Below are 23,239 nucleotides of genomic sequence, written 5' to 3' on the forward strand. Positions count from 1 at the left end.
TTCATCTCCGGTGAGACCAAGGGAGGTGAAGATGACGACCAGTATCCCCATCAATCAGGCTAAGGCAGACCTCTTCCGCACCTTGGGACACCCCGTGCGGATCCGGGTCCTCGAGCTCCTCCAGGAGCGGCCCATGCCTGTGCGCGAGCTGCTCGCGGATCTGCAGGTCGAGTCCTCGAGCCTGTCGCAGCAGTTGGCCGTCCTCCGCAGGGCAGGACTGGTCACATCGGCGCGCGAGGGCACGACGGTCGTCTACGCGATCAGCACCACCGACATCGCGGACCTCCTCAAGGCCGGACGTCGCATCCTCGAATCGGTCTGGAGCGACACCGAGGGACTGCTCGCCGAACTGCGAGAGGGCTCCTGATTTCGCCGAACCTCACCGGTTCGGCTATTCTCTTCCAGTCCTCGCGCTCGTCGGCGAGGATGAGCGCCTGTAGCTCAACGGATAGAGCATCTGACTACGGATCAGAAGGTTTGGGGTTCGAATCCCTACAGGCGCGCAGAGCGAGAAGGCCCCGACCAGTTGGTCGGGGCCTTCACGCATTTCAGGCGGGCTTCGTCGCGAGAGGGGTGACCACGATCGTGCAGGTGTCGAGCTCTGACACGGATTTCCGCGAAAGAGCGACCCGGATCGTGCAGGTGTCGAATCCGGGTCGCTCCGCAGAGATGAACCGCCGCGTCAGACCTCGACCTTGGACAGTGCGAGCCAGGTGTCGACGACGGTGTCCGGGTTCAGCGACATCGACTCGATGCCCTGCTTGAGCAGCCACTCGGCGAGGTCCGGGTGGTCACTCGGGCCCTGGCCACAGATGCCGACGTACTTCCCGGCGGCCCGACAGGCCTTGATGGCGCGCTCGAGCATGAAGAGGACGGCGGGATCGCGCTCGTCGAAGGAGGCGGCGACGAGCGAGGAGTCGCGGTCCAGGCCCAGGGTCAGCTGGGTCATGTCGTTGGAGCCGATCGAGAAGCCGTCGAAGTGCTCGAGGAACTGGTCGGCCAGGATCGCGTTCGACGGGACCTCGCACATCATCACGACCTGGAGGCCGTTCTCACCGCGGACCAGGCCGTGCTCGCCCAGCAGCGAGATGACGCCCTCAGCCTCGGCGAGGGTGCGCACGAAGGGGATCATGATCTTGACGTTGGTCAGGCCCATCTCGTCGCGCACGAACTTCAGTGCCTCGGCCTCCATCGCGAAGCACTCCGCGAAGTCCTCGGAGAGGTACCGCGACGCGCCGCGGTAGCCGATCATCGGGTTCTCCTCGTGCGGCTCGTAGAGGTCGCCGCCGACGAGGTTGGCGTACTCGTTGGACTTGAAGTCGCTCATCCGGACGATCACCGGCTCCGGGGCGAACGCGGCGGCCAGCATCGAAATGCCCTCCGCGACCCGCTGCACGAAGAAGTCGCGGGGAGTGGCGTACGCCTTGACCGCGTCGGAGATCTGCGAGCGCAGCGGCTCGTCGAGGGAGTCGAGGTCGAGCAGCGCCTTGGGATGGATGCCGATCTGGCGGTTGATGATGAACTCGAGCCGGGCCAGGCCGACGCCGGCGTTGGGGAGCTGCGCGAAGGCGAACGCCTGCTCCGGAGTGCCGACGTTCATCATGATCTTGGTGGGGATCTCGGGCATCGACGACAACTCGGTCTCCTCGATGCTGAAGTCGAGCGTGCCGTCGTACACCAGGCCGGTGTCGCCCTCGGCGCACGAGACGGTGACCTCGCGCCCGTCGGCCAGCTCGCGGGTGCCGTGTCCGGTGCCCACGACCGCGGGGATGCCGAGCTCGCGGGCGATGATCGCCGCGTGGCAGGTGCGCCCGCCGCGGTTGGTGACGATCGCCGAGGCCCGCTTCATGATCGGCTCCCAGTCGGGGTCGGTCATGTCGGCGACGAGCACCTCGCCCTCGACGAACTCGTGCATCTGGTCGATCGAGGTCATCACCCGCACGGCTCCGGCGCCGATCTTCTGGCCGATCGCGCGTCCCTCGACGACGACCGTGCCGTCCTTGGCGTTCATCCGGAACCGCTGCTGCACGCCGGCGCGCGACATCACCGTCTCGGGCCGGGCCTGGAGGATGTAGAGCTCACCGTCGAGGCCGTCCTTGCCCCACTCGATGTCCATCGGCCGGCCGTAGTGCTCCTCGATGGTCAGCGCGTGCCGGGCGAGCTGTTCGACCTCGGCGTCGGTCAGGCTCAGCAATCCGCGCTCGGCGGGGTCGGTGTCGACGAACTCGGTGGTCCGCCCGACCGCCGGGTCGTCGGTGTAGACCATCTTGGTGGCCTTGGAGCCGACGCCGCGCTTGAGCACCGCGGGGCGGTCGGCGCGCAATGCGGGCTTGTAGACGTAGAACTCGTCCGGGTTGACCGCACCCTGCACGACCGCCTCGCCCAGGCCGTACGACGACGTCACGAACACGGCGTCGTCGAAGCCGGACTCGGTGTCCATCGTGAACATGACCCCGGAGGCGCCGATGTCGGAGCGCACCATCTGCTGCACGCCGGCCGACAGTGCGACGGCGTCGTGGTCGAAGTCGTGGTGCACGCGGTAGGCGATGGCGCGGTCGTTGTAGAGCGAGGCGAACACCTCGCGGATCGCCTGCAGCACGCCGTCGATGCCGACGATGTTGAGGAAGGTCTCCTGCTGGCCGGCGAAGGAGGCGTCGGGGAGGTCCTCGGCGGTCGCACTGGAGCGCACCGCGAAGGACACGTCGTCACGCCCGGCCACGAGCGCGTCGTACGCCGTACGGATGTCGGCCTCGAGGTCCGCCGGGAACGGTCGGCTCGCGACGGCCTCCCTCAGCGACCGGCCGACCTCGGCGAGGCGTTGCGTGTCGTCGGTGTCGAGCTCGCGGAGGGCCGCGGAGATCTCCTCGGCCAGGCCGGTGTCGCCGATGAAGCGCCGGAACGCGTCGGCGGTGGTCGCGAAGCCGTCGGGAACCTTGACGCCCAGTGCGGCGAGGTTGCTCACCATCTCGCCCAGGGACGAGTTCTTGCCGCCGACCTGTTCGAGGTCGCTGAGCCCCAGCTCGGCGAAGGGTCGGACGTTGGGGGACTCGCTCATCGTGTGCTCCTGGTGCGGGTGTTCCGGTTGCGGGAAAGCTCGGGGGCGTCGACTTCATCCTTCTTGAGCCGCTGCAGGATGATGGTCGAGATCTCCTCGACCGAGATGGTCGAGGAGTCGACGACCGGGAGTCGGTGTCGCGCGAACATCTCGGTGGTGCGGCGCAGCTCGAAGGTGCACTGCTCCAGCGAGGCGTACGTCGACCCGGGCCGACGCTCCTCTCGTACGGCGGCCAAGCGCTGGGGCGAGGTCGTCATCCCGAAGCAGCGCTCACGCAGGTGCCGCACCGGCTCGGGGAGCTCGATGGTCGCGAAGTCGTCCTCGACGATCGGGTAGTTGGCCACGAACAGGCCGTGCTGGAGCGCGAGGTACATCGACGTCGGCGTCTTGCCGCAGCGCGACGGAGCCAGCAGGATGACGTCGGCCTTCTCCAGGCCACGGACGCTCTGGCCGTCGTCGTGCTCGATCGTGTACTCGATCGCCTGCATGCGGCTGTTGTAGCGCTTGATGTCACCCAGACCGTGCAGCCGGGCGGGCAGTCGGGTGCCGCGGGTCTGCAGGATCGACTCGACCGCCTGCATGTGCATGTCGAAGAAGTCGATGACCGGACAGCGGGTGCGTTGCAGCTCCAGCCGCACCTCGTCGCTGGCGGCCGTGATGAACACCAGGGGCGTCCGGTCGTTCTCGTCCAGGGCCTGGTCGAGTCGCGCGACCACCTCGCGGGCCTCGTCGACGGAGGAGATGAACGGGATCACCGTGCGGTCGAAGCGCAGGTCGGGGAACTGGATCAGCAGGGCGTTGCCCATAGTCTCCGCGCTGATGCCCGTGCTGTCGGACAGGAAGAAGACCGGCACCACGCCGTCGTCGTCGTCGTTCACCCCGCGCGTCCCTTCCCGGCTCCTGGCGAGACCAGTGTCTCGGCGTCACCAGCATGGCGCACCCGGGCGTCGTACGGGCTGTCAGGGCCGTGGTGCGGACCGCGGTTAATCGCTTGAGGTGTCGCGGCCGCTGCGCCACGGTGGGCTCATGTACCTGGAGAACCTCGTCATCGACGCCGTCGAACCGCAGCGGCTGGGCCGGTTCTGGGAGGCGGTGGTCGGCGGCGAGACGCTGACCGACGACCCGGAACACGGGTTCGAGACCCGGCTCAGCATCGAGGGCGGGCCGACCCTCGATCTCTGTTTCCAACCGGTGACCGGGCCGCCGGAGGCCTCGCCGAGGCTGCACCTCGACCTCGCCGGCGGCGTACGCCAGGGCGAGGAGGTCGACCGGTTGCTCGGACTGGGCGCGCGACACCTCGACATCGGCCAGGGCGACGAGCCCTGGGTGGTGCTCGCCGACCCGGAGGGCAACGCCCTGTGCGTGCTGGAGGATCGCGCGGAGTACGCCGACAGCGGTCCCGTCGCGAGCTTCGTGCTCCACTCCGCCGACCCCGACCGCGATGGGGAGTTCTGGGCCTGGCTGACCAGTTGGTCGGAGGTGACGGCCTCCGCGCCCCGGTCGCTGCGCCACCCTTCGCTGAAGGGCCCGCTGCTCGAGTTCTGCGCGGAGCCGGCTCCCAAGGGGGCGACGAAGAACCGGCTGCACCTCGACGTCCGACTCGAGCGAGGCGAGGACGCCGACGAGGTCGAGGCCCTCATCGCCGAGCACGGCGGCAGTCGACTGCACCCGGAGTGGGGTGAGCTGCCGTGGCGTTCCTACCTCGACCCGTCGGGCAACGAGTTCTGCATCCTCCCGCCCCCTCAGGCGCAGCAGGCGGAGCCCTCGCCCTCGACGATCGCGGCCTTGCCGAACGACTCGCTGTCGGACAGCACGGTGTAGATCTCCCAGCGCTCGCCGTTCGGGGCGCCCTCGACCCAGAACTTGTCCTGCTTGGCGTAGCAGCAGGTGGTTCCGCGCTCCTCGACAGAGGCGAAGCCGGCCTCGGCCAGCCGGGTCTGCTCGGCGTCGACCGTGTCGGTGTCGGCGACCTCGACGCCGAGGTGGTTGATGGACCCGCCGTTGCCGGGGTTCTCGATGAGCACCAGCTTCAGCGGCGGCGAGGCCACGGCGAAGTTGGCGTAACCGGGCCTGCGCTTGGCCGGCTCGGTGCCGAAGAGCGTGCTGTAGAAGGCGATCGAGGCGTCGAGGTCGTCGACGTTGAGTGCCAGCTGGACGCGTGACATGAGCTTCTCCAATACATAGATGAATGTCGATGTCCCACCACCTTGCACCCAGATATCGACATCTGTCAATATAGATTCATGTCGAAGTCCTTGATCGAGCTGACGCCCGTGCAGACCGTGGCCTGCTGCTCGCCCCTGATGAAGGAGCCGCTGACCGCCGACGCGGCCGAGCGGATCGCGCCACTGGTCAAGGCCCTGGCCGACCCGGTGCGCCTGCGGCTGCTGTCCCTGGTCGCCTCCCACGAAGGCGGCGAGGCCTGCGTGTGCGACCTCAACGACGCCTTCGACCTCTCCCAGCCGACGATCAGCCACCACCTCAAGGTGCTCCACGAGGTCGGCCTCCTCGACCGCAGCAAGCGCGGCGTCTGGGTCTACTACACGGTCCGGCCGGAGGCGCTGACCGACCTCGGCGCGCTCATCGGCGGTGTGGCCGGGTGACGCCGGATCTGACTCGGCGCGCGGTCGCAGAGTTCGTCGGTACGGCGTTCCTGGTGATGGCCGTGATCGGCTCCGGCATCGCCGCCTCACGTCTGTCGCCGAATGACGTCGGCCTCCAGCTCCTGGAGAACAGTCTGGTCACCGGTGCCGCACTGGTCGCGCTGATCCTCGCCCTGCAGCCGGTCTCGGCGGCGTTCAACCCCGTGGTGACCCTGGTCGAGCTCGTCCTCGGCGGCATCGGCCGCCTCGAGGCCGCCAGCACGATCGCCGCACAGCTGCTCGGCGGAATCGCCGGAGCCGTGCTGGCGAACCTGATGTTCGACCTCGACGCGATCTCGATCGCCGCCACGAGTCGTGACGGCGGCGGCCAGTGGCTGGCCGAGGTCGTCGCGACGTTCGGGCTGGTGCTGATCATCTTCGGTGCCGTGCGCACCGGTCGCGGTGACACCGTCGCGTACGCCGTGGGCGGCTACATCACCGCGGCGTACTGGTTCACCAGCTCGACCAGCTTCGCCAACCCGGCGGTCGCGGTGGCACGGATGTTCTCCGACACCTTCGCCGGCATCGCCCCGGCCGACGTGCCGATGTTCGTGCTCATGCAGCTGGTCGGCGGCGCCCTGGCCCTCGGCCTGGTCCGCTACCTCATGCCCGGAAAGGCGCTTCCATGACAGGCAAGCCCACCGTCCTGTTCGTCTGCGTGCACAACGCCGGTCGCTCCCAGATGGCCGCCGGTTGGTTGCAGCACCTCGCCGGCGACCGGGTCGACGTGCTCTCGGCGGGTTCGGCGCCGGCGGACTCGATCAACCCGGCCGCGGTCGAGGCAATGGCCGAGGTCGGCGTCGACATCGCCGCCCAGCAGCCGAAGGTGCTCACCACCGAGGCGGTGCAGGTCTCCGACGTGGTGATCACGATGGGCTGCGGCGACGCGTGCCCGTTCTTCCCCGGCAAGCGTTATGAGGACTGGGAGCTCGACGACCCGGCCGGCCGGGGAGTCGAGGCGGTGCGCCCGATCCGCGACGAGATCCGCACCCGCATCGAGGCCCTGATCGCCGAGATCGCCCCGAACGTCTAGATCGGTCCCTCCCGCCGGCACTCCCGTTCTGCCATGCTCGACGTGCCCGCACCACACGGCGCGAACCGGGGAGAGTCATGGTCACCACAGGGACCCAGGAGTCATCTTCGCTCGACCTGCGCGCGGTGGCGCGCCCGGCTCCCCGGCTGGTGCTGGCCAGCGCCGTCATGCTGTTCCTGGAGCTGGCGCTCATCCGTTGGCTCGGCGCGAACATCGTGCACCTGTCCTACTTCACGAACTTCGTGCTTCTCGGCTCGTTCCTCGGCATCGGGATCGGCTTCCTCATCTCACGCAAGTCCTGGTCGGTGCTGCCGTGGACGCCGGTGCTGCTCGCCGGCCTGGTGCTCGTCGTGCGTCACTACCCGGTCTCCATCGACCGGCAGGGCGCCGACGTCATCTTCTTCACCGCACTGAAGACCACCGGGCCTCCCGCCTGGCTGGTGCTGCCGATCGTCTTCCTCGTGGTTGCCGCCATCCTCGCCGGACCCGCCGAGGCGGTCGGCCGCTGTTTCGCCCAGCTGCCCCCGCTCACGTCGTACCGGTGGGACCTGGTCGGCTCGTTGTGCGGGATCGTCGCGTTCTCGGTGCTCTCCCTGCTGCACGCCCCGTCGTACGTCTGGGGAAGCATCGTCGGCATCGCCCTGCTCGTGCTGGTCGGCGGATGGCAGCGCTGGCTCGCGCTGCTGGCGGGGGTCGTTCTCGTGGCCACGCTGGTCGCCGAGTCCACCGCCGCGGGCGTCTCCTGGTCGCCTTACTACAAGGTCACGACGGAGTCCGTCGACGCACCCTCGGGCACCCGGGTCTACATCTCGGTGAACGGCGTGCCGCACCAGTCGATGTCCTCGGCCGACTGGAAGCTGAACCGCGCCTCGGAGATCTACGGCGCTCCCTACGAACGGCGCGAGCAGACGCGCCTGCGCGACGTGCTGGTCGTCGGCGCCGGATCCGGTTCCGACGTGGCGATCGCGCTCGAGAAGGGCGCGGAGCACGTGGACGCCGTCGACATCGATCCGCGGATCGTGGAGATCGGGGTGGACGGCAACCCCGACGGCGCCTACCAGGACCCGCGGGTGACCCGGCACATCAACGACGGCCGGGCGTTCCTCGAGCGCACCGACAAGAAGTACGACCTGATCCTGTTCGCGTTGCCCGACTCCCTGTCGCTGGTCAGCGGTGCCTCGCAGATCCGACTCGAGTCGTTCCTCTTCACCGAGGAGGCCTTGCGCTCCGCCCGCGATCACCTCACCGACGACGGTGTCTTCGCGATGTACAACTACTACCGTCAGGACTGGCTGATCGACCGGCTCGGCGGTACGGCGGCCGCGGCGTTCGGCCACGCGCCGTGCATCGACACCTACGGGGCGGCCACGGCGGTCGTCTCGGTCGCGAAGGACCCCTCCAACCAGAGGTGCGGGCCGGACAACCACGCGCTGCCGTCGTCGTACCTCGAGCCGGCCACCGACAACGCACCGTTCCTCTACTACGACGACGGCATGATCCCGACGATCTACCTGTGGGCGCTCGGCGGGATCCTGCTCATCTCGCTCCTCCTGGTGCGGGCGTTCGGCGGCCCGCTGCGGGCGATGCGTCCCTACGCGGACCTGTTCTTCATGGGGGCCGCGTTCCTGCTGCTGGAGACCAAGAACATCGCCACCTTCGCGTTGTTGTTCGGCACCACCTGGTTCGTGAACGCGATGGTCTTCGCTGGCGTGCTGTTGATCGTGCTGGCGGCCGTGGAGACCACCCGTAGGTTCCGCACGCCGTCGTTGTCCGTGGTGTTCTCCCTGGTCGCCGTCTCGCTCGCGGTCGCCTGGGTGGTCCAGCCGAGCTGGCTGCTCGGACTGGCCTTCACCCCGCGACTGCTGGTGGCGGTGCTGCTGGCCTTCGCGCCGATCTACCTGGCCAACATCGCGTTCGCCAAACGGTTCGCCGAGTCCGGCGACTCCCAGGCGGCGTTCGGCGTGAACCTTCTCGGCGCGATCGTCGGCGGGTGTCTGGAGTACGCCGCGCTGCTCACCGGCTACCGCAACCTGCTGATCGTGGTGGGGGTGCTCTACCTCGCCGCGTTCCTGCTCAAGCCTCGCGCCACCGTGCCTGCGTGACGTGCGCTGCCGCTAGATTCACGGCGTGACCCGAGTCGACGAGCAGCCCACGCCGTACCTCGAGATCGACGCCGCGCGGATGGACGCGAACATCGCGCGGGTCGCCGCCAGTGCGGCCTCCCGCGGCGTGGCGGTGCGACCGCACGTGAAGACCCACAAGTGCGTCGAGATCGCCCGCCGCCAGATCGAGGCAGGTGCGGCCGGCATCACCGTGGCCACGATCGGTGAGGCCGAGGTCTTCGTGGAGGCGGGGTGCGACGACGTGTTCGTGGCGTACCCGCTCTGGGTCTCCGAGGCCCAGGCCGCACGCCTCCGTTCACTCGCCGAACGCGCCACGCTCAGCGTCGGTGTCGACTCCGCCGAGGCCGCCGCGCAGTTGGCGCTGGCTGGACCGCAACGCGTGCTGGTCGAGGTCGACAGCGGACATCACCGAACCGGCGTCGCCCCCGACTCCGCCGGCACGGTGGCGGCGGCAGCCCGCCAGGCCGGCCACGACGTGGTCGGCGTCTTCACCTTCCCGGGCCACAGCTACGCACCGGACCGTACGACGACCGCGGCGGCTGACGAGTCCGCGGCACTGGCCGCAGCGGCCGCCGCCCTCGAGGCCGTGGGGCTGCCTGCCCGCATCGTCAGCGGCGGCTCGACGCCGAGCCTGGCGGCCAGCCTCGAGGACGACTCGGCGGTCACCGAGCTGCGGCCCGGCGTCTACGTCTTCGGCGACGCCCAGCAGTGGGAGCTCGGCAGCTCCCGGCCCGACGACATCGCGCTGACCTGTGTCGCCACGGTGATCAGCCACGCCGGCGGTCGCGCCGTACTCGACGCGGGCAGCAAGGCGCTCGGTGCCGACCGTGCGGTGTACGCGACCGGCTTCGGCCGGCTGCTCGAGCACCCCGAGGCGCGCATCGTCGGGCTCTCCGAGCACCACGCGGTGGTCGAGATGGGCGGCCCGCTCCCGGTGCTCGGCAGCCGGGTCCGGGTGGTGCCGAACCATGCCTGCAACGCGGTGAACCTGGCCGACACCTTCACTGTGCTCGAGGACGGCGTACGACTGCAGTGGCCGGTCGACGCCCGCGGGCGGAACACGTGAACGGCGAGGCGTCACCCCGGTCCTGGCTCAGGCCTCGGGCGGGATCACGGCTCGCACGCGGGTGACGAACTCGCCGAAGTTGGCCATGAAGCCGCGCAGGAACTCCTCGGTCGCGGGATTGGTGACGTTGCCGTCGTCGTCCACGAGGCCGTCGGTGAACTGGATGTAGGCCTCGGGTGAGTTCATCTGTGGCGAGTCGCAGAAGCTCAGCACGCTGCGCAGGTTCTGCTGGGCGACCGCCGTGCCGATCGCGCCGACGGAGGCGCCGATGACTGCGGACGGCTTGCGGGAGAAGGAGTTCTTGCCGTACGGCCGGCTGGCCCAGTCGATGGCGTTCTTGAGGCTGCCGGGGATGTCGCGGTTGTACTCCGGGGTGACGAAAAGCATCGCGTCGACTCGGGACAGGTGATCCTTGAGGGCGCGAGCGGCCGGCGGGTAGTCGACGTCGAGGTCCCGGTTGTAGAGCGGCAGGTCCTTGATGACCACCTCCTCGAAGGTGAGGTTGTCGGGGGCGAGCTTGATCAGCGCCGTCGCCAGGCGGCGGTTGATCGAGTCCTTCGACAGGCTGCCGATCAGGTGTCCGACGGTGTGCACAGTCATCGCAGTCCTCCACATCAGTCATTGGTGCCGAGTGCGCCGTACCCACCATGGCGGGTGAGGCCGGTTGAGCACAACGCGTGTCGGGTTAGGCTCGATGCCATGTCTGCCATCGAACTGGGTGCCGCCAACTTCGAGACCACCGTGACCAGCAACGACATCGTGCTGGTCGACTTCTGGGCGTCGTGGTGCGGCCCGTGCCGCCAGTTCGCGCCGATCTACGAGGCGGCGGCCGAGAAGCACGCCGACATCGTCTTCGGCAGCATCAACACCGAGGAGGAGCAGCAGCTTGCCGCCGCGGCCAGGGTCACCTCGATACCGACGCTGATGGCCTTCAAGCAGGGCCAGCTGGTCTTCTCCCAGCCCGGCGCGCTCCCCGCCGAGGCGCTTGAGCAGGTCATCACCGCCGTGCGCGACCTCGACCTGTCACCCGTCGAGGAAGACGCCTGACCGCAGCGGGCGACCACGATCGTGCACGTGCATGGTTGTGACGTCGATGTGGCCGCATTTCGTGTCCAAACCATGCACCTGCACGATCCGGGTCGCAGTCCAGCGAGCGAGCCGGCCCGGCCCGCGGGGCTACTCGCTGGATGAAGGTGACGGCTCGACGGCGCCGCTGGGCTCGGGCTCGTCCGAAGCGGGTGCGTCGGAGCCGCCCGAGGTGCCGGTGTCGAAACCACAGACCTTGGCCTCGTAGTCGACCTGCTTGGTCAGCCGCGACTTGCCGGCCTCGTGTGCCTCGGCGACCGTGCCTTCATAGATCTTGCCGTCCTTCGACTCGCGGTTGACCGCGGGTACGTCGGCGCAGAGGTGGAAGACCTCACCGGACTTGGTCCAGTAGACGAGGTTCTCGCCGACGACGTCCTCGACCTGGTTGGTCTCGTCGGTGTACTGCTCGACAGAAGGCGAGTCCCATTCGATCCCGAACAGGGTGGCGACGGCCATCACCGCGATGCCGATGCCGCCGGCGATCGCCTTGTCCTTCTTGTCCATCGTGTCGTTGAGGAAGATCATCACGATCAACGGCAGGAACGCGATCACCGTGATGATCGCGCCGAGCTGGTTCTGCACGAAGAACCGCACGGTGTCCTGGCGCGAGGCCGGATCGAGCCGGTTCGCCTTCTTCCACAGGAACGAGCCACCCATGGCAAGGGCGCCGATCACCACGATGAGTGCGATCAGCAGGACCATGTTGACGTCGTCCTGGCGCAGCACGTAGAAGATGCCGAACATCTCTCCGGCGATCGCGAGCACCCACAGGGTCGCGGCGATGAGCCGGAACGTCGTGGCCTTCTTGTTCGCCTCGGGCGTCGGCTTCCAGGTAGGGCCGGGGTCCTCGACGTCGCCGCCACCGCCCGAGCGGCCGGCGCCGCCCTTGGGTGCCGGGGCCTTGTCGGCGCGGACGACCTTCTTGCCGGATCGAGACTTCTCGGTCATGTGGGTTGCTCCCGGAATGCGTAGCCCTGGCAGTGACGAGGGTCAGCATCCCATGACGGACACGAAGTGGGCTACAGGTCGAGGGCGCGGTTCACCCACGTCGAGGTGACCTCCATGCCGACCTTCTCGTAGAGGCCCAGTGCCCCGGTGCGCGAGTCGGTGCTGAGCTCCGAACGGGTGGCGCCGTGTTCCCGCGCGACTGTGAACGAGTCGGAGAGCAGTGCCTGCGCCAGGCCGCGGCCGCGAAGATCCTTGCGTACGGCGAGCTTCTCGATGAAAGCGCCGTACTCGCCGTCGATCACGAACGAGACCCCGACGACCGCGTCGGCCTCGTCGGCGACGACCCGGAGGTTCCACGGCTGGAAACCCGGTCGCTCCATCACCTTGGCAGCGAAGTCCTCGAACGGATCGCGTTCCCGCACCGACCACTCGAGGAATGCGTCCTCGACGACTGTCCAGACAGCACGGGCCTCGTCGGCTCGCGCCTCGCGCAGGGTGAACCCCTCGGGCAGCGGCCTAGGCTCAATCGCCTTGCCCGGTGGGAGTTCCAGCCCCCACGACGTCCAGCGAACCCGGTAGCCGCGGGCCTCGAGCAGCCGGTCGCCCGGAGATCCCTGCGGCACCGGCATGCCCAGCAGCGGTGCACCGGCGCGGCGGGCGTGCTCCTCGAGCCACTCGGCGATGAACGTGCCGATGCCGCGGCCGTGGTACGCAGGGTCGACCGCCGCGTCGGCCCTGCTGCCGAGCGAGCGCTCGCCGTACCCGATCAGGCGGTCGCCGTCGAGGACGCCGATGGTGGAGGCGGCCAGGTCGAAGCTGGGGCGCTGCCAGTCGCTGACGATGTCGGCCTCCTCGATGGCGACCTCGCCGATGTCGGCCAGCTCCTCGGCGGCCATCAGCGCGGTCACGGCCGCTGCGTCGTCGAGGGCGAGGGGCCGAGTGGTCAGGCCTGCGAGGAGGGGCATGTCCCGATTGTCCGGTCAGGGTCGCCCGGGGCGCACCTGGTTTTCAGGGACGACGAAACCGGCCGGCCCCAAGGGGACCGGCCGGCTGGCGCATCAACAATCCATGGTTCGAGGCGCAAGAACGCACGGTTCGCGCATCAAGAAGCCACGGTTCGTCAGGCGTTCTTGATCGCGGAGACGTCGAACTTGAGCTTGACCTTCTCCGAGACGAGCACGCCGCCGGTCTCGAGCGCGGCGTTCCAGGAGAGGCCCCAGTCCTTGCGGTTGACGGCGATCTCGCCCTCGAAGCCCACGCGGACGTTGCCGAACGGGTCCTGGGCGGAGCCGGTGAACTCGAACGGAACCGTGACGGGCTTGGTGACGTCCTTGATGGTGAGGTCGCCGGTGACGGCCCAGTCGTCGCCGTCCGCCTCGACCTTGGTGGTGGTGAACGTGATGGTCGGGAAGTTCTCCACGTCGAAGAAGTCGCCGGAGGCCAGGTGGCCGTCGCGGTCGGCGACACCGGTGTCGACGCTGTTCACGGCGATGGTCAGCTCGGCCTTCGAGGCGGCCGGGTTCGCGGCGTCGATCGTCGCGGTGCCCTCGAACTCCTTGAACGCACCGCGGACGGTCGTGACCATCGCGTGGCGAGCCTGGAAGCCGATGTAGGTGTGGGAGGCGTCGATGGTGTAGTCGCCCGAGATGTCAGCGAGGGCGCTGGTGCCGGCGTCGAAGACGGGCTCGGCGGTGGCGGTGGACTTGCTGCGGCTGAAGATGCTCATTGCGGGTCTGCTCCTGAAAGTTGAGGTGTTCGTGGCATTCATTGAACTTTCAACTACAGGTTAGGCGAGGTCATTCCCGAGTTGCACCCAATGTGGCGCGTGTCACATCACTGAGCGCTCGGTCCGCTCCAGGAGGAGTCGATCGCGCGAGCCACGTCGATCGTGCGCGCCGCCCGGAGTGCCGGCTTGTCGAGCTCACGGGCGACGTACTTCGCCACGAAGCGCTGGATCTCGCCCTCGACCCCGGCCACCCTCTGCAGCAGCGAGGCGCGCAGGCCACCGGCCTTCAGCTCGAGCTCGACCTGCTCGGCCCGAGGAGGAACTGCCTCGATGAAGATGGTGCAGCCGTCCAGCGCTCGCGCGGTCAGCTCGAGCGGTACGACGAGGTGGGCGTCGAACCGGTGCGTGTCCAGCTGCAGGTCGATGGTGAGGTGCAGGTCGACCGGAAGGTCGACGCGGTAGCCGACCAGCTCGCCGGGGCGTGGGCTGGCAGTGGGACGGCCGATACGGCCCTTGGCTTCCACCTTGGCCAATCGGCCGGGCCCGACCCCGATGGGGCCGAACTCGATGGGCTCGCCGGCGAGGACGTCGACACCGGCCAGGATCCGGTCGGCGGTGACGGCGGCAACGAAGAACTGGCGGCCGAAGTCCTCGTAGGAGACGTACTCAGGTCGCGGCTCATCGGCGTCGCTCATGCCTCTGGACAGTAGTGATCGGGGCCCGAATTGCCCACCCCTGTTGGAAAAAGTCCGAGAAATTTGAAGACTCAACTTGCTTGAAACACGTGACCTGGGCCACCCGGGCGTCGTACAGTCGCCGGACGCTTGCACGAGCAAGCGCTCGGGCGGAAGGACTGAGTCGTGATCGAGATCCATGAACGCACCAGCTGCCGGTCCGTCGCGCTCGGGACGGCCGCGAAGCTCGTCGCCCGGCCCGCACTGCGCTGGTTCCCGGTGAACGGGCCGATCGCGCCCCTGCGCCACGCTCTCGACATCGGCGCCCGCATCGCCCCGCGCCACCGCGGCACGCGCGTGGAGAAGGTCACCGGCGACGGCTGGATCGGTGAGCTGGTCACGCCCCGCGACGCACAGCCCGGGACAGCGGGCCTGGTCTACTTCCACGGCGGCGCCTTCGTGTTCTGCGGGCTCGCCACCCACCGACGCATCGTCGAGCACCTGGCCCTGCGCACCGGAGTCCCGGTGCTGTCGGTCGCCTACCGCCAGCACGACAAGGCCCTGGTCGACCAGAGCATCGCCGACGGCGTCGACGCCACGAACTGGATGATCCGGCGCGGCTTCGACGCCTCATCGATGGTGCTGGCCGGTGACTCCGCCGGGGGCCACCTCGCCTTCGCCGTGGCGATCGAGGCCACCGCGCAGGGAATCAGCCTCGGCGGTGTCGTCGGCCTGTCACCGTGGCTCGAGTTCGACAACACAGAGCGGCGCAACCACGTCAACGCCCGGCGCGACCACTACATCCCGGCCCGACGCCTCGACGCGATCACCCGCCTGGTCACCGGCAAGCCGATCCTCGACCCCGCCGCGTCGCCGGTGAACCGCGACCTCGCAGGACTGCCGCCGGCGCTGATCATCTGTGCCGCCGACGAGATCCTGCGCTACGACGCGGAGCTGATGACCGAGCGACTCCAGCGGGCCGGCGTGCCGGTGACGCTGCACATCTGGAACGGCCAGGTGCACGCGTTCCCGGTGTTGGGCGACCTGCTGCCCGAGAGCAGCGAGGCGATCGACCGGGTGGCCGGCTTCGTGCGCGACACGGTCGGCGGGCGCCGGCTGCGTGCGGTCGACGACCTCGCCGTCTGACCGGCGCGGAGCCACGCGGTCTACACGCTCGGCGCGGTCCACCCCGAGCGCTCGATGAACGCGAACTGGGCCGTCTTCTGCGGCATCTCGACCTGGGGTCCGAGACGGGCGCCGATCCGCGGCATCAGGCTCACCGAGGCGTTGTTGCGGGCATCGGGCTCCAGCACGATGCGCTGCACCCCGGGATCGCTGAAGACCCACCCGGGCAGTTGCGTGAACATCGCCTCCGAGAACCCGTCGGGTCGTCTCCCCGGGCCCATCAGCAGGTGCACGCCGACGTCGCCGGGCCGTCGGTCGTAGAACTCACCGATCTCGTCGACCGCCGGGTCGTAGGTCTGGAACAGCGCCCAGGGCTCGTCGTCCCAGCAGACGAGGTACGCCGCCAGGTGCGGCTGCTCCTGGATGTAGGTGTAGATGTCGATGACCTCGTCGAGCGGTCGCTCGAGCATTCCCCAGAACCTGGCCCGTTCCTCGGTGACCCAGCCGTGGAGCAGGGCACCGTCGGACTCGGGGTGCACCGGGCGGAGGGCGAGGCGGGCGTTGAGCGTGATCGTCACGAGTGCTCCTTGCGAAGGGTGTCCCAGTCGGTGGTGACCTGGAGGAGGGTCCCGTCGCGCCAGGCCTCGAACTGGTCGACCTGGTGCGGGTCTCCGGGGATGCCCGAGGCGCCGAGCGGGACGGCCCACCGGCTGTGGTCGCGGTCGGCGAGGTCCCAGACGTAGCGGGCGACGGGCCCCCGCACCGAGGTGTCGGTGCCGGCCAGCCAGCCCATTGCCGCGACGCACTCGGCGTCGCCGGGGAGCGGCTCGCCGGCCACCGGCACGACGTCGTCGTCCAGCCCGAACTGGGCCAGTCCGGTCAACGGCCCGAAGCCGTGGCGCTCGCCCCACGGCCGCGGGGTGGCGGCGGCGGACTCCTCGACGGCGGCCCGCACGAGTGCCGGCAGGTCGATGCCGATTCCCTCACCGTGGGCCAGCAGCTTGGTCAGGGACTGGCCGACGCGTCCGGGCAACCACAGCCACGGCACGTACATCTCGCCGTACACCGTGGCATCGGTCAGCCCGGCCAACGCTGGGTGGGCGCTGACGGCCAGCACGATCCGCTCGCGGACGTCGTTGAAGGCCGCTGCTCCGGCACTGTCGACGGCCATCGCGAGATCCCAGGAGCCCAGTGTGCGTTGAAGATCAGCGGCTTCCGGCGACAGGTCGGTGAGTGCGGCGACCGCGGCGAGGAGCGCGTCGCCACCGAGCTGGCGGACGTCGGTGAGTGGCTCGATCGCGCGTTCGGCAGACCAGGACTCCTCGGCGTCGAGGCGCGTGCCGATGCGGTCCGCGCGCCAGGACTCGGCGAAGTGACTGCTGATCGCGTCGTACGCCGGGGTGGTCCGCTCGTTCGCAGTGACCACGCGCCCGTCGTCCCCGGGATCGACGACGGGCAGGTCGTCCACCCAGCCGGACCATGCGTGCCGGCCGTCGGAGGCCGGCACGATGCCGAACCGGTTGGCAAGGTCCCGCTGCGGCACCCGGCCCGCCACCCGGTGGCGTACGACGCCCACGGAGTCGGCGATCACCCAGTTGTTGACCGGTTCGACCCAGTGCTCCAGGGCGGACTCGACGTCGGCGACCGTCTGGGAGCGCAGCAGGGGGAGCAGGGCACCGAAGCCCAGGTCGCCCAGCGCCCACGATGCGGTGCGCAACGAGAGCGCTTCGGACTCGAAGACGATCGGCCCGCGCTCGGTGACCACGATCTCGACCGGCTCGGGCTCGTCGTCGAGGTTGTCGAGGAACTCCTCGCGCACCTCGACCGGCTCCCAGCCGTCGGGGCCGAGTGCCACCAACCGGCCGTCGCGCACCTCGAGTTGCTCGGCGTACAGGTCCTGGTAGTCGGCCATCGCGTTGGTCAGGCCCCACGCCACCGAGCCGGCGTGGCCGAAGTGCTGGATGCCCGGGACCCCGGGGAAGCAGAAGCCGACCACGTCGAAGTCGGGGCAGGCGAGATGGGTCTGCAGGTAGACGTTGGGTGCCTCGAAGACCCGGTGCGGGTCGCCGGCGACGAGCGGAAGGCCCGTGCTGGTGCGGTCACCGGTCAACGCGTAGGCGTTGCTGCCGGCCACCGTCGGCGGCTCCACCGACAACGCCCGCACCCCCGCCGGCCCGAGCGTGGTGGACACCCGGTGGCGCCAGAGCTTGGACGGGTAGGCGCCGAACTGGAGTTGCTGGACGAGGAAGACGCCGAGTGGCGTCCAGGGCATCCAGCGCCGGTCGCGGAAGGCGACGTTGATGCCGTCGGTGAAGGCGACGAGGAAGTCGCGGGTCTCGTCGTCGACGGCGTCGTAGCCGCGCTGTGCGAGGTCATCGATGCCGGCCCGCCGAGAGAAGCGGTCCCACTCGAGTCCGGCCCGGCCGAGGTGGGCGGCCGTTCGCCCCTCGCTGCGGAGTCGTTCGAGCTCGAGCTGGCCGGCCCGGGCGGTGGCCATCTCGTGTCCCTGGGCGAAGGCGAGCTCCTCGAGCGAGTCGGCCCGGATGTGCGGGATGCCGTGTGCGTCGTGGATGACCTCGGAGCTCATTCGGTGTCCCTGTTCAAAGCGGTACGGAGTGAGCATTTGAATGGGGTGGTCATTCCGCAACCGTTGCAGGAGCGGCCGGGTTCGCCAACTCCCCGGCGAACAGCAGGGAACCTGCCTGATCGGTCAGGTCCACCATCTGCAGCGTGTTGCGCAGCTGCAGGCGGTTGAGGCAGCTGTGCCGGAACGTCGGACGCAGCAGGTCGTGCTTCGCCGCCCCGTCGGCCAGCTCCGGGTGGTCGGCCAGGTGCCGCTCGATGCAGGCCCGCACCTCGCTCCAGAAGTCGGCGGCCGGCAGGACGCCGTCCTCGTCGAGGATTGCGGCCAGGTGGCGGAAGAAGCCGTCGAAGACGTCAGTGTGGATCGCCAGCGACTGCTCGTCGGCCGGCACCGCCGCGCGGATCCTCTCGACCTCCTCGGGCAGGGGCAGGCCGCCCATCACGGCGACCTCCTCGCCGATGTCCTTCATGAACATCCGCACCGGCACGTGCTCCTCGATCACCATGACGAGGTTCTCCCCGTGCGGCATGAACGCGAGGTCGTAGCGCAGCAGGCAGTGCACCAGCGGCCGCAGGTAGGCGTCGAGGTAGGTGCGCAGCCACTGCGCCGGCGCGACCCCGGACTCCGCGATCATCGCGGCCGCCAGCGAGGAGCCCTTGGCGTCACGGTGCAGCAGCGACGCCATCGTGGCCAGTCGCTCCCCGGTGCGCAGCTGCGGCAGCGGGCTCTCACGCCACAGTGCGGCGATCATCTTCTGGTACGGCGACGTGAAGCCGAGGTGGTGGAACGCGTCACCGGTGTAGCCGATCGCGGCGCACTCGCGCAGCACGCCGAAGCCACGGGCCCGCAGCTCGTCGTCGGCCGCGACCAGGTCGTGCACCCAGTCGTTGATCGCCGGGGTGACCCGCATGTACTTCGGCGAGAGCCCGCGCAGGAAGCCCATGTTCTGGATCGCGAGTGCGGTCTTCACGTAGTGCCGCTGCGGGTTGCTGGTGTTGAAGAACGTGCGGATCGACTGCTGCGCCCGGAAGGTGTCCGGCGCCTCGCCGAGGAGCACGATGTCGCGGCGGGCCACGTCGGGGGCGAACGTGATCGCCACCCGGTTGACCCACTGCCACGGGTGCAGCGGGAGATAGAGGTAGTCGTGCGCGTCCAGCCCGAGGTCGGCCAGGGTCCCCTCGAAGCCGGCCAGCGTCTCCGCGCCCAGCTCGTCGCGGTAGAGCGACTCCTCGGTCAGGCCACTGCCCACGGACAGCCCCGCCTTGTCACGGCGTACGGCGACCCACAGCAGGCGCAACTCGTTGCCGGTCTCGGGGGCGTAGGCCGCGAAGTCGTCGCCGCCGTAGCCGATCCGGCCGTTGTTGGCCACGAACGCCGGGTGGCCCTCGGTCATCGCGGCCTCGAGCGCCTGGTAGTCGGCGTGCACCAGGTCGTCGGCCGACGCCGTGGAGTTGCCGAGCTTCCACATCGAGGAGGCCAGTGTCGAGGCGAGCTCCTCGAGATAGGTCGGCAGCAGTGCCTCGGGAATGCCCAGCAGGGGTGCGAACTCGACGAGGAACTGCTGGACGTCGACGGGGCGCTGTGTGTCGTCGACGGTGCGCTCGAGCGAGTCGCGGTCGAGTACCCAGTGCTCGAGCTGGTGGCGGCGCGCGGTGAAGGTGTAGCGGGCCGAGCCGTCGGGGGAGACCAGCTCCCAGGCGTGGCCGTCGGCGACGGGGGCGAGCAGTCGCTCGTGGGAGAACTCGGCGATCGCCTTGCAGACAAGGGAGATCTGGGCGGTCGCGAGCAGATCGGGTTGCAGGTGCGTCACGTCGTGGCTTCTCATGCGGGGTCCCTGTTCGAGGCAGAACGAAGTGAGCATTCGAATGGGGTGCTCATGCCGGCACTCCCAGTGCGGAGTCGAGGAACGCCTCGCGGGTGCAGAACGACAGCGCGGCGGTCTTGTGGCCGAGGTCGACGTGGCGCTCGACGACGAAGCCCGCGGCGGCATTGAGTGCGGCGATCTTCTCGTTGCGGGCGTCGGGCTCGACCACCACCCGGCGTACGGCGGGATCGGCGAAGCAGAACTCCATCACCGCGCGGAACACCTCGGTGGTGAAGCCGGGGCGGTACGTCGAGGGCGGTGCCACCAGCACGTGCATGCCGAGGTCGCCCTCCTCGATCTCGGGCAGCCCGGACAGGGGACCGTGCTGCGGCTCGTAGGTCTCGGCCAGGAACTGCGGGGTGCCGTCGGCGCGACCGAGCCACGCGTGGTGGTGCGGATTCGCGGTGATCGCGTCGTACTCGCGGGCCACGTCCAGGGCGGTGGCGCCCTGCATCTCCCAGTAGAGCGAGCGCGGGTGGGTCACCCACGCATGCAGCAGGCCGAGGTCGCGCTCGACGACGACGGGTTCCAAGTTGAATTTCACGGTGTGCTCCTGAGGTGGTCGGGGACGCCGAACTCCTGGAAGGCGATCCGCTTCTCGATGGGGTAGGTCTCGCGGCCGAGCATCGCGGCGATCAGCCTGGAGTTGCGGTAGGCGCCCATGCCGAGGTCGGGGGCCACGAAGCCGTGGGTGTGCTCCTCGGCGTTCTGGACGTAGATCTCGTTGCCGGCCACGTCGATCGCGTAGTTGGCGTCGGCGAGGAAGCGACCGTGGTCGTCCCACCGGATCCGGTCGCGGATCGGGGAGAGGAACTCCGGCACCTCGCGGTTGTAGCCCGTCGCGAAGACGACGCCCCGGGTCTCCAGTGCGAAGTGCTCGTCCTCCTCGACGTGGTGCAGCTCGAGCCGGACTCCACCGTTGACGGCCGACGCGGCGGTCACCGCCGTGTTGGTGACCAGCGTGGTCTCGGTGCCGCCGTGCACCTGGCGCCGGTAGAGCTCGTCGTAGATGTGGTTCACCAGCTCTGCGCTGATCCCCTTGTAGAGCGAGCGCTGCCCGCGCAGGAGCTCCTCCCGGGTCTCGCCCGGCAGGCCCTGGAAGTACGACGTGTACTCCGGCGAGGTCAGCTCGAGGGTGAGCTTGGTGTACTCCATCGGGAAGAACCGCGGTGACCGGGTCACCCAGGTCAGCGTGTAGCCGTGCTCGTCGATGCCGGCCAGCAGGTCGGCGTACACCTCGGCGGCGCTCTGCCCGCTGCCGACGACGGTGATCGACTCGAGCTCCTGGAGCTCGGCCTTGCGCCGCAGGTAGTCCGCCGAGTGACACGTGACCCCCGCTGGTTGCGGAAGGCGCTCTGCGCCTGCCTCGGGACCAAGCACCCCGCGCGCCACCTCGGGGACGTAGGGCTGCGTGCCGGTGCCGAGCACCAGCCGCCTCGCCTCGTGCTGCTCGCCGGAGCCGGTGGTCACGACGTACGCCGACCCGTCGTGCTCGATGCGAGTGACCGGTGAGTCGAAGCGCACCGAGTCGAGCCGGGAGGCGGCCCAGGCGCAGTAGTCGCTGTACTCCTGGCGCAGCGGGAAGAACGACTCGCGGATGTAGAACGGGTAGAGCCGGCCGATCTCCTTGAGGTGGTTCAGGAACGAGAACCGCGAGGTGGGGTCGGCCATCGTGACCAGGTCGGCCAGGAACGGCACCTGGAGGGTGGCGTCCTCGAGCATCATGCCGGGGTGCCATGCGAACTCGGACCGGGCCTCGAGGAAGAGCCCGTCGAGCTCGTCGATCGGGTCGGTCAGGCAGGCCAGGCCGAGGTTGAACGGCCCGAGGCCGACGGCGACGAAGTCCTTCATCGGGCGGCTCCCGTCAGGATCTCGGCCCCGGTCACGCGCACCCGGTCGACGATGTCGAGGATGTTGCGCGAGGTGGCCATCGGGTTGAGCAGGGTGAACTTGAGCCACACCTCGCCGTCGACCTTGGTCGAGGCGACCATCGCGCGGCCGCTGTCGAAGAGCGCCGCCCGGATGCGGGTGTTGACCTCGTCGGTCGTCGCCGGGTCCGCCCCCCGTGGGCGGTAGCGGAACACCAGCGTGCTCAGCGTCGGCTCGGCCGCGAGCTCGATGTCGGGGCACTGCACCATCGCGTCGTGCACCTCGGCCGCGAGGTCGATGACGGTGTCGAAGTAGTCGCCGATCAGGTCGGGGCCCATGATCCGCAGGGTCAGCCAGAGCTTGAGCGCGTCGAAGCGACGCGTGGTCTGCATGCTCTTGTCGACCTGGTTGGGGTGGGCCGCGTCCTTCGGGTTCAGGTAGTCGGCGTACCAGGTGATGTGGCGCAGTGTGGCCGTGTCGCGCACGATCAGCGCGCTCGCGGAGACCGGTTGGAACCACGTCTTGTGGTAGTCGACGGTCACCGAGTCGGCGCGCTCGATGCCGGAGAGCAGGTGCCTGCGCCGAGGTGAGGCCAGCAGCCCGCCGCCGTACGCCGCATCGACGTGGAACCAGGTCGCGTAGGTGTGGCAGAGGTCGGCGACCCGGTCGAGGGGGTCGATGGCGCCGAAGTCCGTCGTGCCGGCGGTGGCGACGACGGCCATCGGGACGTTGCCGTCGGCGAGGCACCGGTCGAGGGCCCCGCGGAGTAGGTCGGGGCGCATCCGGTGGCGCTCGTCGACGGGGATGCAGACCACGGCGTCGTCGCCCAGGCCCAGCAGGCGGGCGGCCTTCTGGACGCTGAAGTGCCCGTCGGCGGAGGCGAAGATGCGCAGCCGGTCGAGGCCCCGGCGCTCGACCCGGCCGCGGGCCAGGTGGAGTGCCTGGAGGTTCGTCTGGGTTCCGCCGCTGGTGAAGATGCCGTCAGCGGTGGTCTCGGGGAAGCCGATTCGGGCCGCGGTCCAGTCGATGAGGTGCCGCTCGATGAACGTGCCGCCGACGCTCTGGTCGTAGGTGTCGAGCGAGGAGTTCACCGACGACACGTAGAGCTCGGCCAGCAGTGCGGGGATCACGACGGGACAGTTCAGGTGAGCGGCGTAGCCCGGCTCGTGGAACCACACGGCGTCGTCGAGGTAGAGGCGGGACATCTCCTCGAGGGCGGCGGTCGTGTCGCCCAGCGGGGTGTCGAGGTCGACGTCGGCGACCAGTTTGGCGGCAAGTTCGGGGGCGGTGCCGTTCGACGGCCCGTCGACCTCGGCCAGCTGGCGGCCCAGGTGGGCGACGCCGCTCAGCACGGTGGTCGCCCAGGCGTCGGCATTGGCCGGATGGAACAGGTGGTGCGCGGAGGGATGGGACACCGCGAACTCCTTCCGAGATTAAGGTAAGG

At 69.2% G+C, this 23,239-nt stretch carries 23 protein-coding genes and 1 tRNA gene; 10 read left to right on the plus strand and 14 right to left on the minus strand.

The features are described from left to right. Positions 1–31: 31 nt before the first annotated feature. Together ASD30_RS18170 and ASD30_RS18175 are read left to right on the plus strand one after the other, a co-directional pair. The gene (locus tag ASD30_RS18170; RefSeq protein WP_056685258.1) at positions 32–367 is read left to right on the plus strand and encodes an ArsR/SmtB family transcription factor; all 336 of its coding nucleotides are present in this window, start codon (positions 32–34) and stop codon (positions 365–367) included. A 63-nt stretch (positions 368–430) separates the two neighbouring features. Continuing rightward, positions 431–503, plus strand: a tRNA-Arg gene (locus tag ASD30_RS18175). 179 nt (positions 504–682) lie between these two features. Here the strand turns inward: ASD30_RS18175 and ppsA are convergent. Both ppsA and ASD30_RS18185 read right to left on the minus strand, forming a co-directional pair. Further along, positions 683–3,055, minus strand: a complete 2,373-nt coding sequence (ppsA, locus tag ASD30_RS18180) for a phosphoenolpyruvate synthase (protein ID WP_056684560.1) — start codon at positions 3,053–3,055, stop codon at positions 683–685. After that, entirely contained in the window at positions 3,052–3,933 is an 882-nt protein-coding gene (locus ASD30_RS18185) for a pyruvate, water dikinase regulatory protein (protein WP_056684563.1), read from the minus strand. The genes ppsA and ASD30_RS18185 overlap by 4 nt, the downstream gene beginning before the upstream one ends. 148 nt (positions 3,934–4,081) lie before the next feature. Here ASD30_RS18185 and ASD30_RS18190 point away from each other — a divergent pair, with 148 nt between their 5' ends. After that, entirely contained in the window at positions 4,082–4,876 is a 795-nt protein-coding gene (locus tag ASD30_RS18190) for a VOC family protein (protein WP_162251001.1), read from the plus strand. Here ASD30_RS18190 and ASD30_RS18195 read toward each other — a convergent pair. Next, positions 4,798–5,220, minus strand: a complete 423-nt coding sequence (locus tag ASD30_RS18195) for an ArsI/CadI family heavy metal resistance metalloenzyme (RefSeq protein ID WP_056684566.1) — start codon at positions 5,218–5,220, stop codon at positions 4,798–4,800. The genes ASD30_RS18190 and ASD30_RS18195 overlap by 79 nt on opposite strands. Positions 5,221–5,298: 78 nt before the next feature. Here ASD30_RS18195 and ASD30_RS18200 point away from each other — a divergent pair, with 78 nt between their 5' ends. From ASD30_RS18200 to ASD30_RS18220, 5 genes are all read left to right on the plus strand, one after another. Further along, the gene (locus ASD30_RS18200; protein ID WP_056684569.1) at positions 5,299–5,658 is read left to right on the plus strand and encodes an ArsR/SmtB family transcription factor; all 360 of its coding nucleotides are present in this window, start codon (positions 5,299–5,301) and stop codon (positions 5,656–5,658) included. Continuing rightward, positions 5,655–6,326 carry an aquaporin gene (locus ASD30_RS18205; protein WP_082563928.1) on the plus strand — a complete coding sequence of 224 codons (672 nt, stop codon included), beginning with the start codon at positions 5,655–5,657 and terminating at the stop codon, positions 6,324–6,326. The genes ASD30_RS18200 and ASD30_RS18205 overlap by 4 nt, the downstream gene beginning before the upstream one ends. Then, positions 6,323–6,730 (plus strand): arsenate reductase ArsC, encoded by a 408-nt coding sequence (locus tag ASD30_RS18210; protein ID WP_056684572.1) that lies wholly within the window; start codon positions 6,323–6,325, stop codon positions 6,728–6,730. The genes ASD30_RS18205 and ASD30_RS18210 overlap by 4 nt, the downstream gene beginning before the upstream one ends. A gap of 77 nt (positions 6,731–6,807) precedes the next feature. Continuing rightward, positions 6,808–8,832 (plus strand): spermidine synthase, encoded by a 2,025-nt coding sequence (locus tag ASD30_RS18215; RefSeq protein ID WP_056684575.1) that lies wholly within the window; start codon positions 6,808–6,810, stop codon positions 8,830–8,832. Positions 8,833–8,857: 25 nt separating this feature from the next. Continuing rightward, on the plus strand, positions 8,858–9,919 hold the full coding sequence (locus ASD30_RS18220) for an alanine racemase (protein ID WP_235532616.1): 1,062 nt from the start codon (positions 8,858–8,860) through the stop codon (positions 9,917–9,919). 27 nt (positions 9,920–9,946) lie between these two features. On the opposite strand, the gene ASD30_RS18225 is transcribed toward ASD30_RS18220, so the two are convergent. After that, positions 9,947–10,519, minus strand: a complete 573-nt coding sequence (locus ASD30_RS18225; RefSeq protein WP_056684580.1) for an NADPH-dependent FMN reductase — start codon at positions 10,517–10,519, stop codon at positions 9,947–9,949. Between the two features lie 99 nt (positions 10,520–10,618). On the opposite strand from ASD30_RS18225, the gene trxA reads away from it, so the two are divergent. Beyond that, on the plus strand, positions 10,619–10,966 hold the full coding sequence (gene trxA / locus ASD30_RS18230) for a thioredoxin (RefSeq protein ID WP_056684583.1): 348 nt from the start codon (positions 10,619–10,621) through the stop codon (positions 10,964–10,966). 129 nt (positions 10,967–11,095) lie between these two features. On the opposite strand, the gene ASD30_RS18235 is transcribed toward trxA, so the two are convergent. The 4 genes from ASD30_RS18235 to ASD30_RS18250 all read right to left on the minus strand — a co-directional run bounded on the left by ASD30_RS18235 (position 11,096) and on the right by ASD30_RS18250 (position 14,374). Beyond that, positions 11,096–11,953 carry an ABC-2 transporter permease gene (locus ASD30_RS18235; RefSeq protein WP_056684586.1) on the minus strand — a complete coding sequence of 286 codons (858 nt, stop codon included), beginning with the start codon at positions 11,951–11,953 and terminating at the stop codon, positions 11,096–11,098. A 71-nt stretch (positions 11,954–12,024) separates the two neighbouring features. Then, the gene (locus tag ASD30_RS18240) at positions 12,025–12,918 is read right to left on the minus strand and encodes a GNAT family N-acetyltransferase (protein WP_056684589.1); all 894 of its coding nucleotides are present in this window, start codon (positions 12,916–12,918) and stop codon (positions 12,025–12,027) included. A 155-nt stretch (positions 12,919–13,073) separates the two neighbouring features. Beyond that, entirely contained in the window at positions 13,074–13,679 is a 606-nt protein-coding gene (locus ASD30_RS18245) for a YceI family protein (RefSeq protein WP_056684592.1), read from the minus strand. A gap of 107 nt (positions 13,680–13,786) precedes the next feature. Further along, entirely contained in the window at positions 13,787–14,374 is a 588-nt protein-coding gene (locus ASD30_RS18250) for a hypothetical protein (RefSeq protein WP_056684595.1), read from the minus strand. Positions 14,375–14,539: 165 nt separating this feature from the next. Here ASD30_RS18250 and ASD30_RS18255 point away from each other — a divergent pair, with 165 nt between their 5' ends. After that, positions 14,540–15,499, plus strand: coding sequence for an alpha/beta hydrolase (locus tag ASD30_RS18255; protein WP_056684598.1), 960 nt, complete (start codon positions 14,540–14,542; stop codon positions 15,497–15,499). Between the two features lie 20 nt (positions 15,500–15,519). Here the strand turns inward: ASD30_RS18255 and ASD30_RS18260 are convergent, their stop codons facing one another. From ASD30_RS18260 to ASD30_RS18285, 6 genes are read right to left on the minus strand one after another with little or no spacing between them, the layout of a single operon-like run. Then, on the minus strand, positions 15,520–16,056 hold the full coding sequence (locus ASD30_RS18260) for a GNAT family N-acetyltransferase (protein ID WP_056684601.1): 537 nt from the start codon (positions 16,054–16,056) through the stop codon (positions 15,520–15,522). Next, positions 16,053–18,065, minus strand: a complete 2,013-nt coding sequence (locus tag ASD30_RS18265) for a penicillin acylase family protein (RefSeq protein WP_056684604.1) — start codon at positions 18,063–18,065, stop codon at positions 16,053–16,055. The genes ASD30_RS18260 and ASD30_RS18265 overlap by 4 nt, the downstream gene beginning before the upstream one ends. A gap of 49 nt (positions 18,066–18,114) precedes the next feature. Beyond that, positions 18,115–19,887 carry an IucA/IucC family protein gene (locus tag ASD30_RS18270; RefSeq protein ID WP_200951172.1) on the minus strand — a complete coding sequence of 591 codons (1,773 nt, stop codon included), beginning with the start codon at positions 19,885–19,887 and terminating at the stop codon, positions 18,115–18,117. A 49-nt stretch (positions 19,888–19,936) separates the two neighbouring features. After that, positions 19,937–20,470, minus strand: a complete 534-nt coding sequence (locus ASD30_RS27245; protein ID WP_056684609.1) for a GNAT family N-acetyltransferase — start codon at positions 20,468–20,470, stop codon at positions 19,937–19,939. After that, the gene (locus tag ASD30_RS18280) at positions 20,467–21,777 is read right to left on the minus strand and encodes a lysine N(6)-hydroxylase/L-ornithine N(5)-oxygenase family protein (protein ID WP_056684612.1); all 1,311 of its coding nucleotides are present in this window, start codon (positions 21,775–21,777) and stop codon (positions 20,467–20,469) included. The genes ASD30_RS27245 and ASD30_RS18280 overlap by 4 nt, the downstream gene beginning before the upstream one ends. Further along, entirely contained in the window at positions 21,774–23,210 is a 1,437-nt protein-coding gene (locus ASD30_RS18285; RefSeq protein WP_056684615.1) for a pyridoxal phosphate-dependent decarboxylase family protein, read from the minus strand. Before ASD30_RS18285 ends, ASD30_RS18280 begins: the two co-directional genes overlap by 4 nt. Between the last annotated feature and the right edge of the window lie 29 nt (positions 23,211–23,239).

Source organism: Nocardioides sp. Root140 (assembly GCF_001426745.1).
Lineage (GTDB): Bacteria > Actinomycetota > Actinomycetes > Propionibacteriales > Nocardioidaceae > Nocardioides.

Bases quoted from the DNA above. Each gene is read 5' to 3' on its own strand.
- ASD30_RS18245 (WP_056684592.1), bottom strand. From the start codon at position 13,679: ATGAGCATCTTCAGCCGCAGCAAGTCCACCGCCACCGCCGAGCCCGTC.
- ASD30_RS18280 (WP_056684612.1), bottom strand. From the start codon at position 21,777: ATGAAGGACTTCGTCGCCGTCGGCCTCGGGCCGTTCAACCTCGGCCTG.
- ASD30_RS18235 (WP_056684586.1), bottom strand. From the start codon at position 11,953: ATGACCGAGAAGTCTCGATCCGGCAAGAAGGTCGTCCGCGCCGACAAG.
- ASD30_RS18170 (WP_056685258.1), top strand. From the start codon at position 32: ATGACGACCAGTATCCCCATCAATCAGGCTAAGGCAGACCTCTTCCGC.
- ASD30_RS18215 (WP_056684575.1), top strand. From the start codon at position 6,808: ATGGTCACCACAGGGACCCAGGAGTCATCTTCGCTCGACCTGCGCGCG.
- ASD30_RS18265 (WP_056684604.1), bottom strand. From the start codon at position 18,065: ATGAGCTCCGAGGTCATCCACGACGCACACGGCATCCCGCACATCCGG.
- ASD30_RS18190 (WP_162251001.1), top strand. From the start codon at position 4,082: ATGTACCTGGAGAACCTCGTCATCGACGCCGTCGAACCGCAGCGGCTG.
- ASD30_RS18200 (WP_056684569.1), top strand. From the start codon at position 5,299: ATGTCGAAGTCCTTGATCGAGCTGACGCCCGTGCAGACCGTGGCCTGC.
- ASD30_RS18210 (WP_056684572.1), top strand. From the start codon at position 6,323: ATGACAGGCAAGCCCACCGTCCTGTTCGTCTGCGTGCACAACGCCGGT.
- ppsA (WP_056684560.1), bottom strand. From the start codon at position 3,055: ATGAGCGAGTCCCCCAACGTCCGACCCTTCGCCGAGCTGGGGCTCAGC.
- ASD30_RS18270 (WP_200951172.1), bottom strand. From the start codon at position 19,887: ATGAGAAGCCACGACGTGACGCACCTGCAACCCGATCTGCTCGCGACC.
- ASD30_RS18240 (WP_056684589.1), bottom strand. From the start codon at position 12,918: ATGCCCCTCCTCGCAGGCCTGACCACTCGGCCCCTCGCCCTCGACGAC.
- trxA (WP_056684583.1), top strand. From the start codon at position 10,619: ATGTCTGCCATCGAACTGGGTGCCGCCAACTTCGAGACCACCGTGACC.
- ASD30_RS18225 (WP_056684580.1), bottom strand. From the start codon at position 10,519: ATGACTGTGCACACCGTCGGACACCTGATCGGCAGCCTGTCGAAGGAC.
- ASD30_RS18250 (WP_056684595.1), bottom strand. From the start codon at position 14,374: ATGAGCGACGCCGATGAGCCGCGACCTGAGTACGTCTCCTACGAGGAC.
- ASD30_RS18195 (WP_056684566.1), bottom strand. From the start codon at position 5,220: ATGTCACGCGTCCAGCTGGCACTCAACGTCGACGACCTCGACGCCTCG.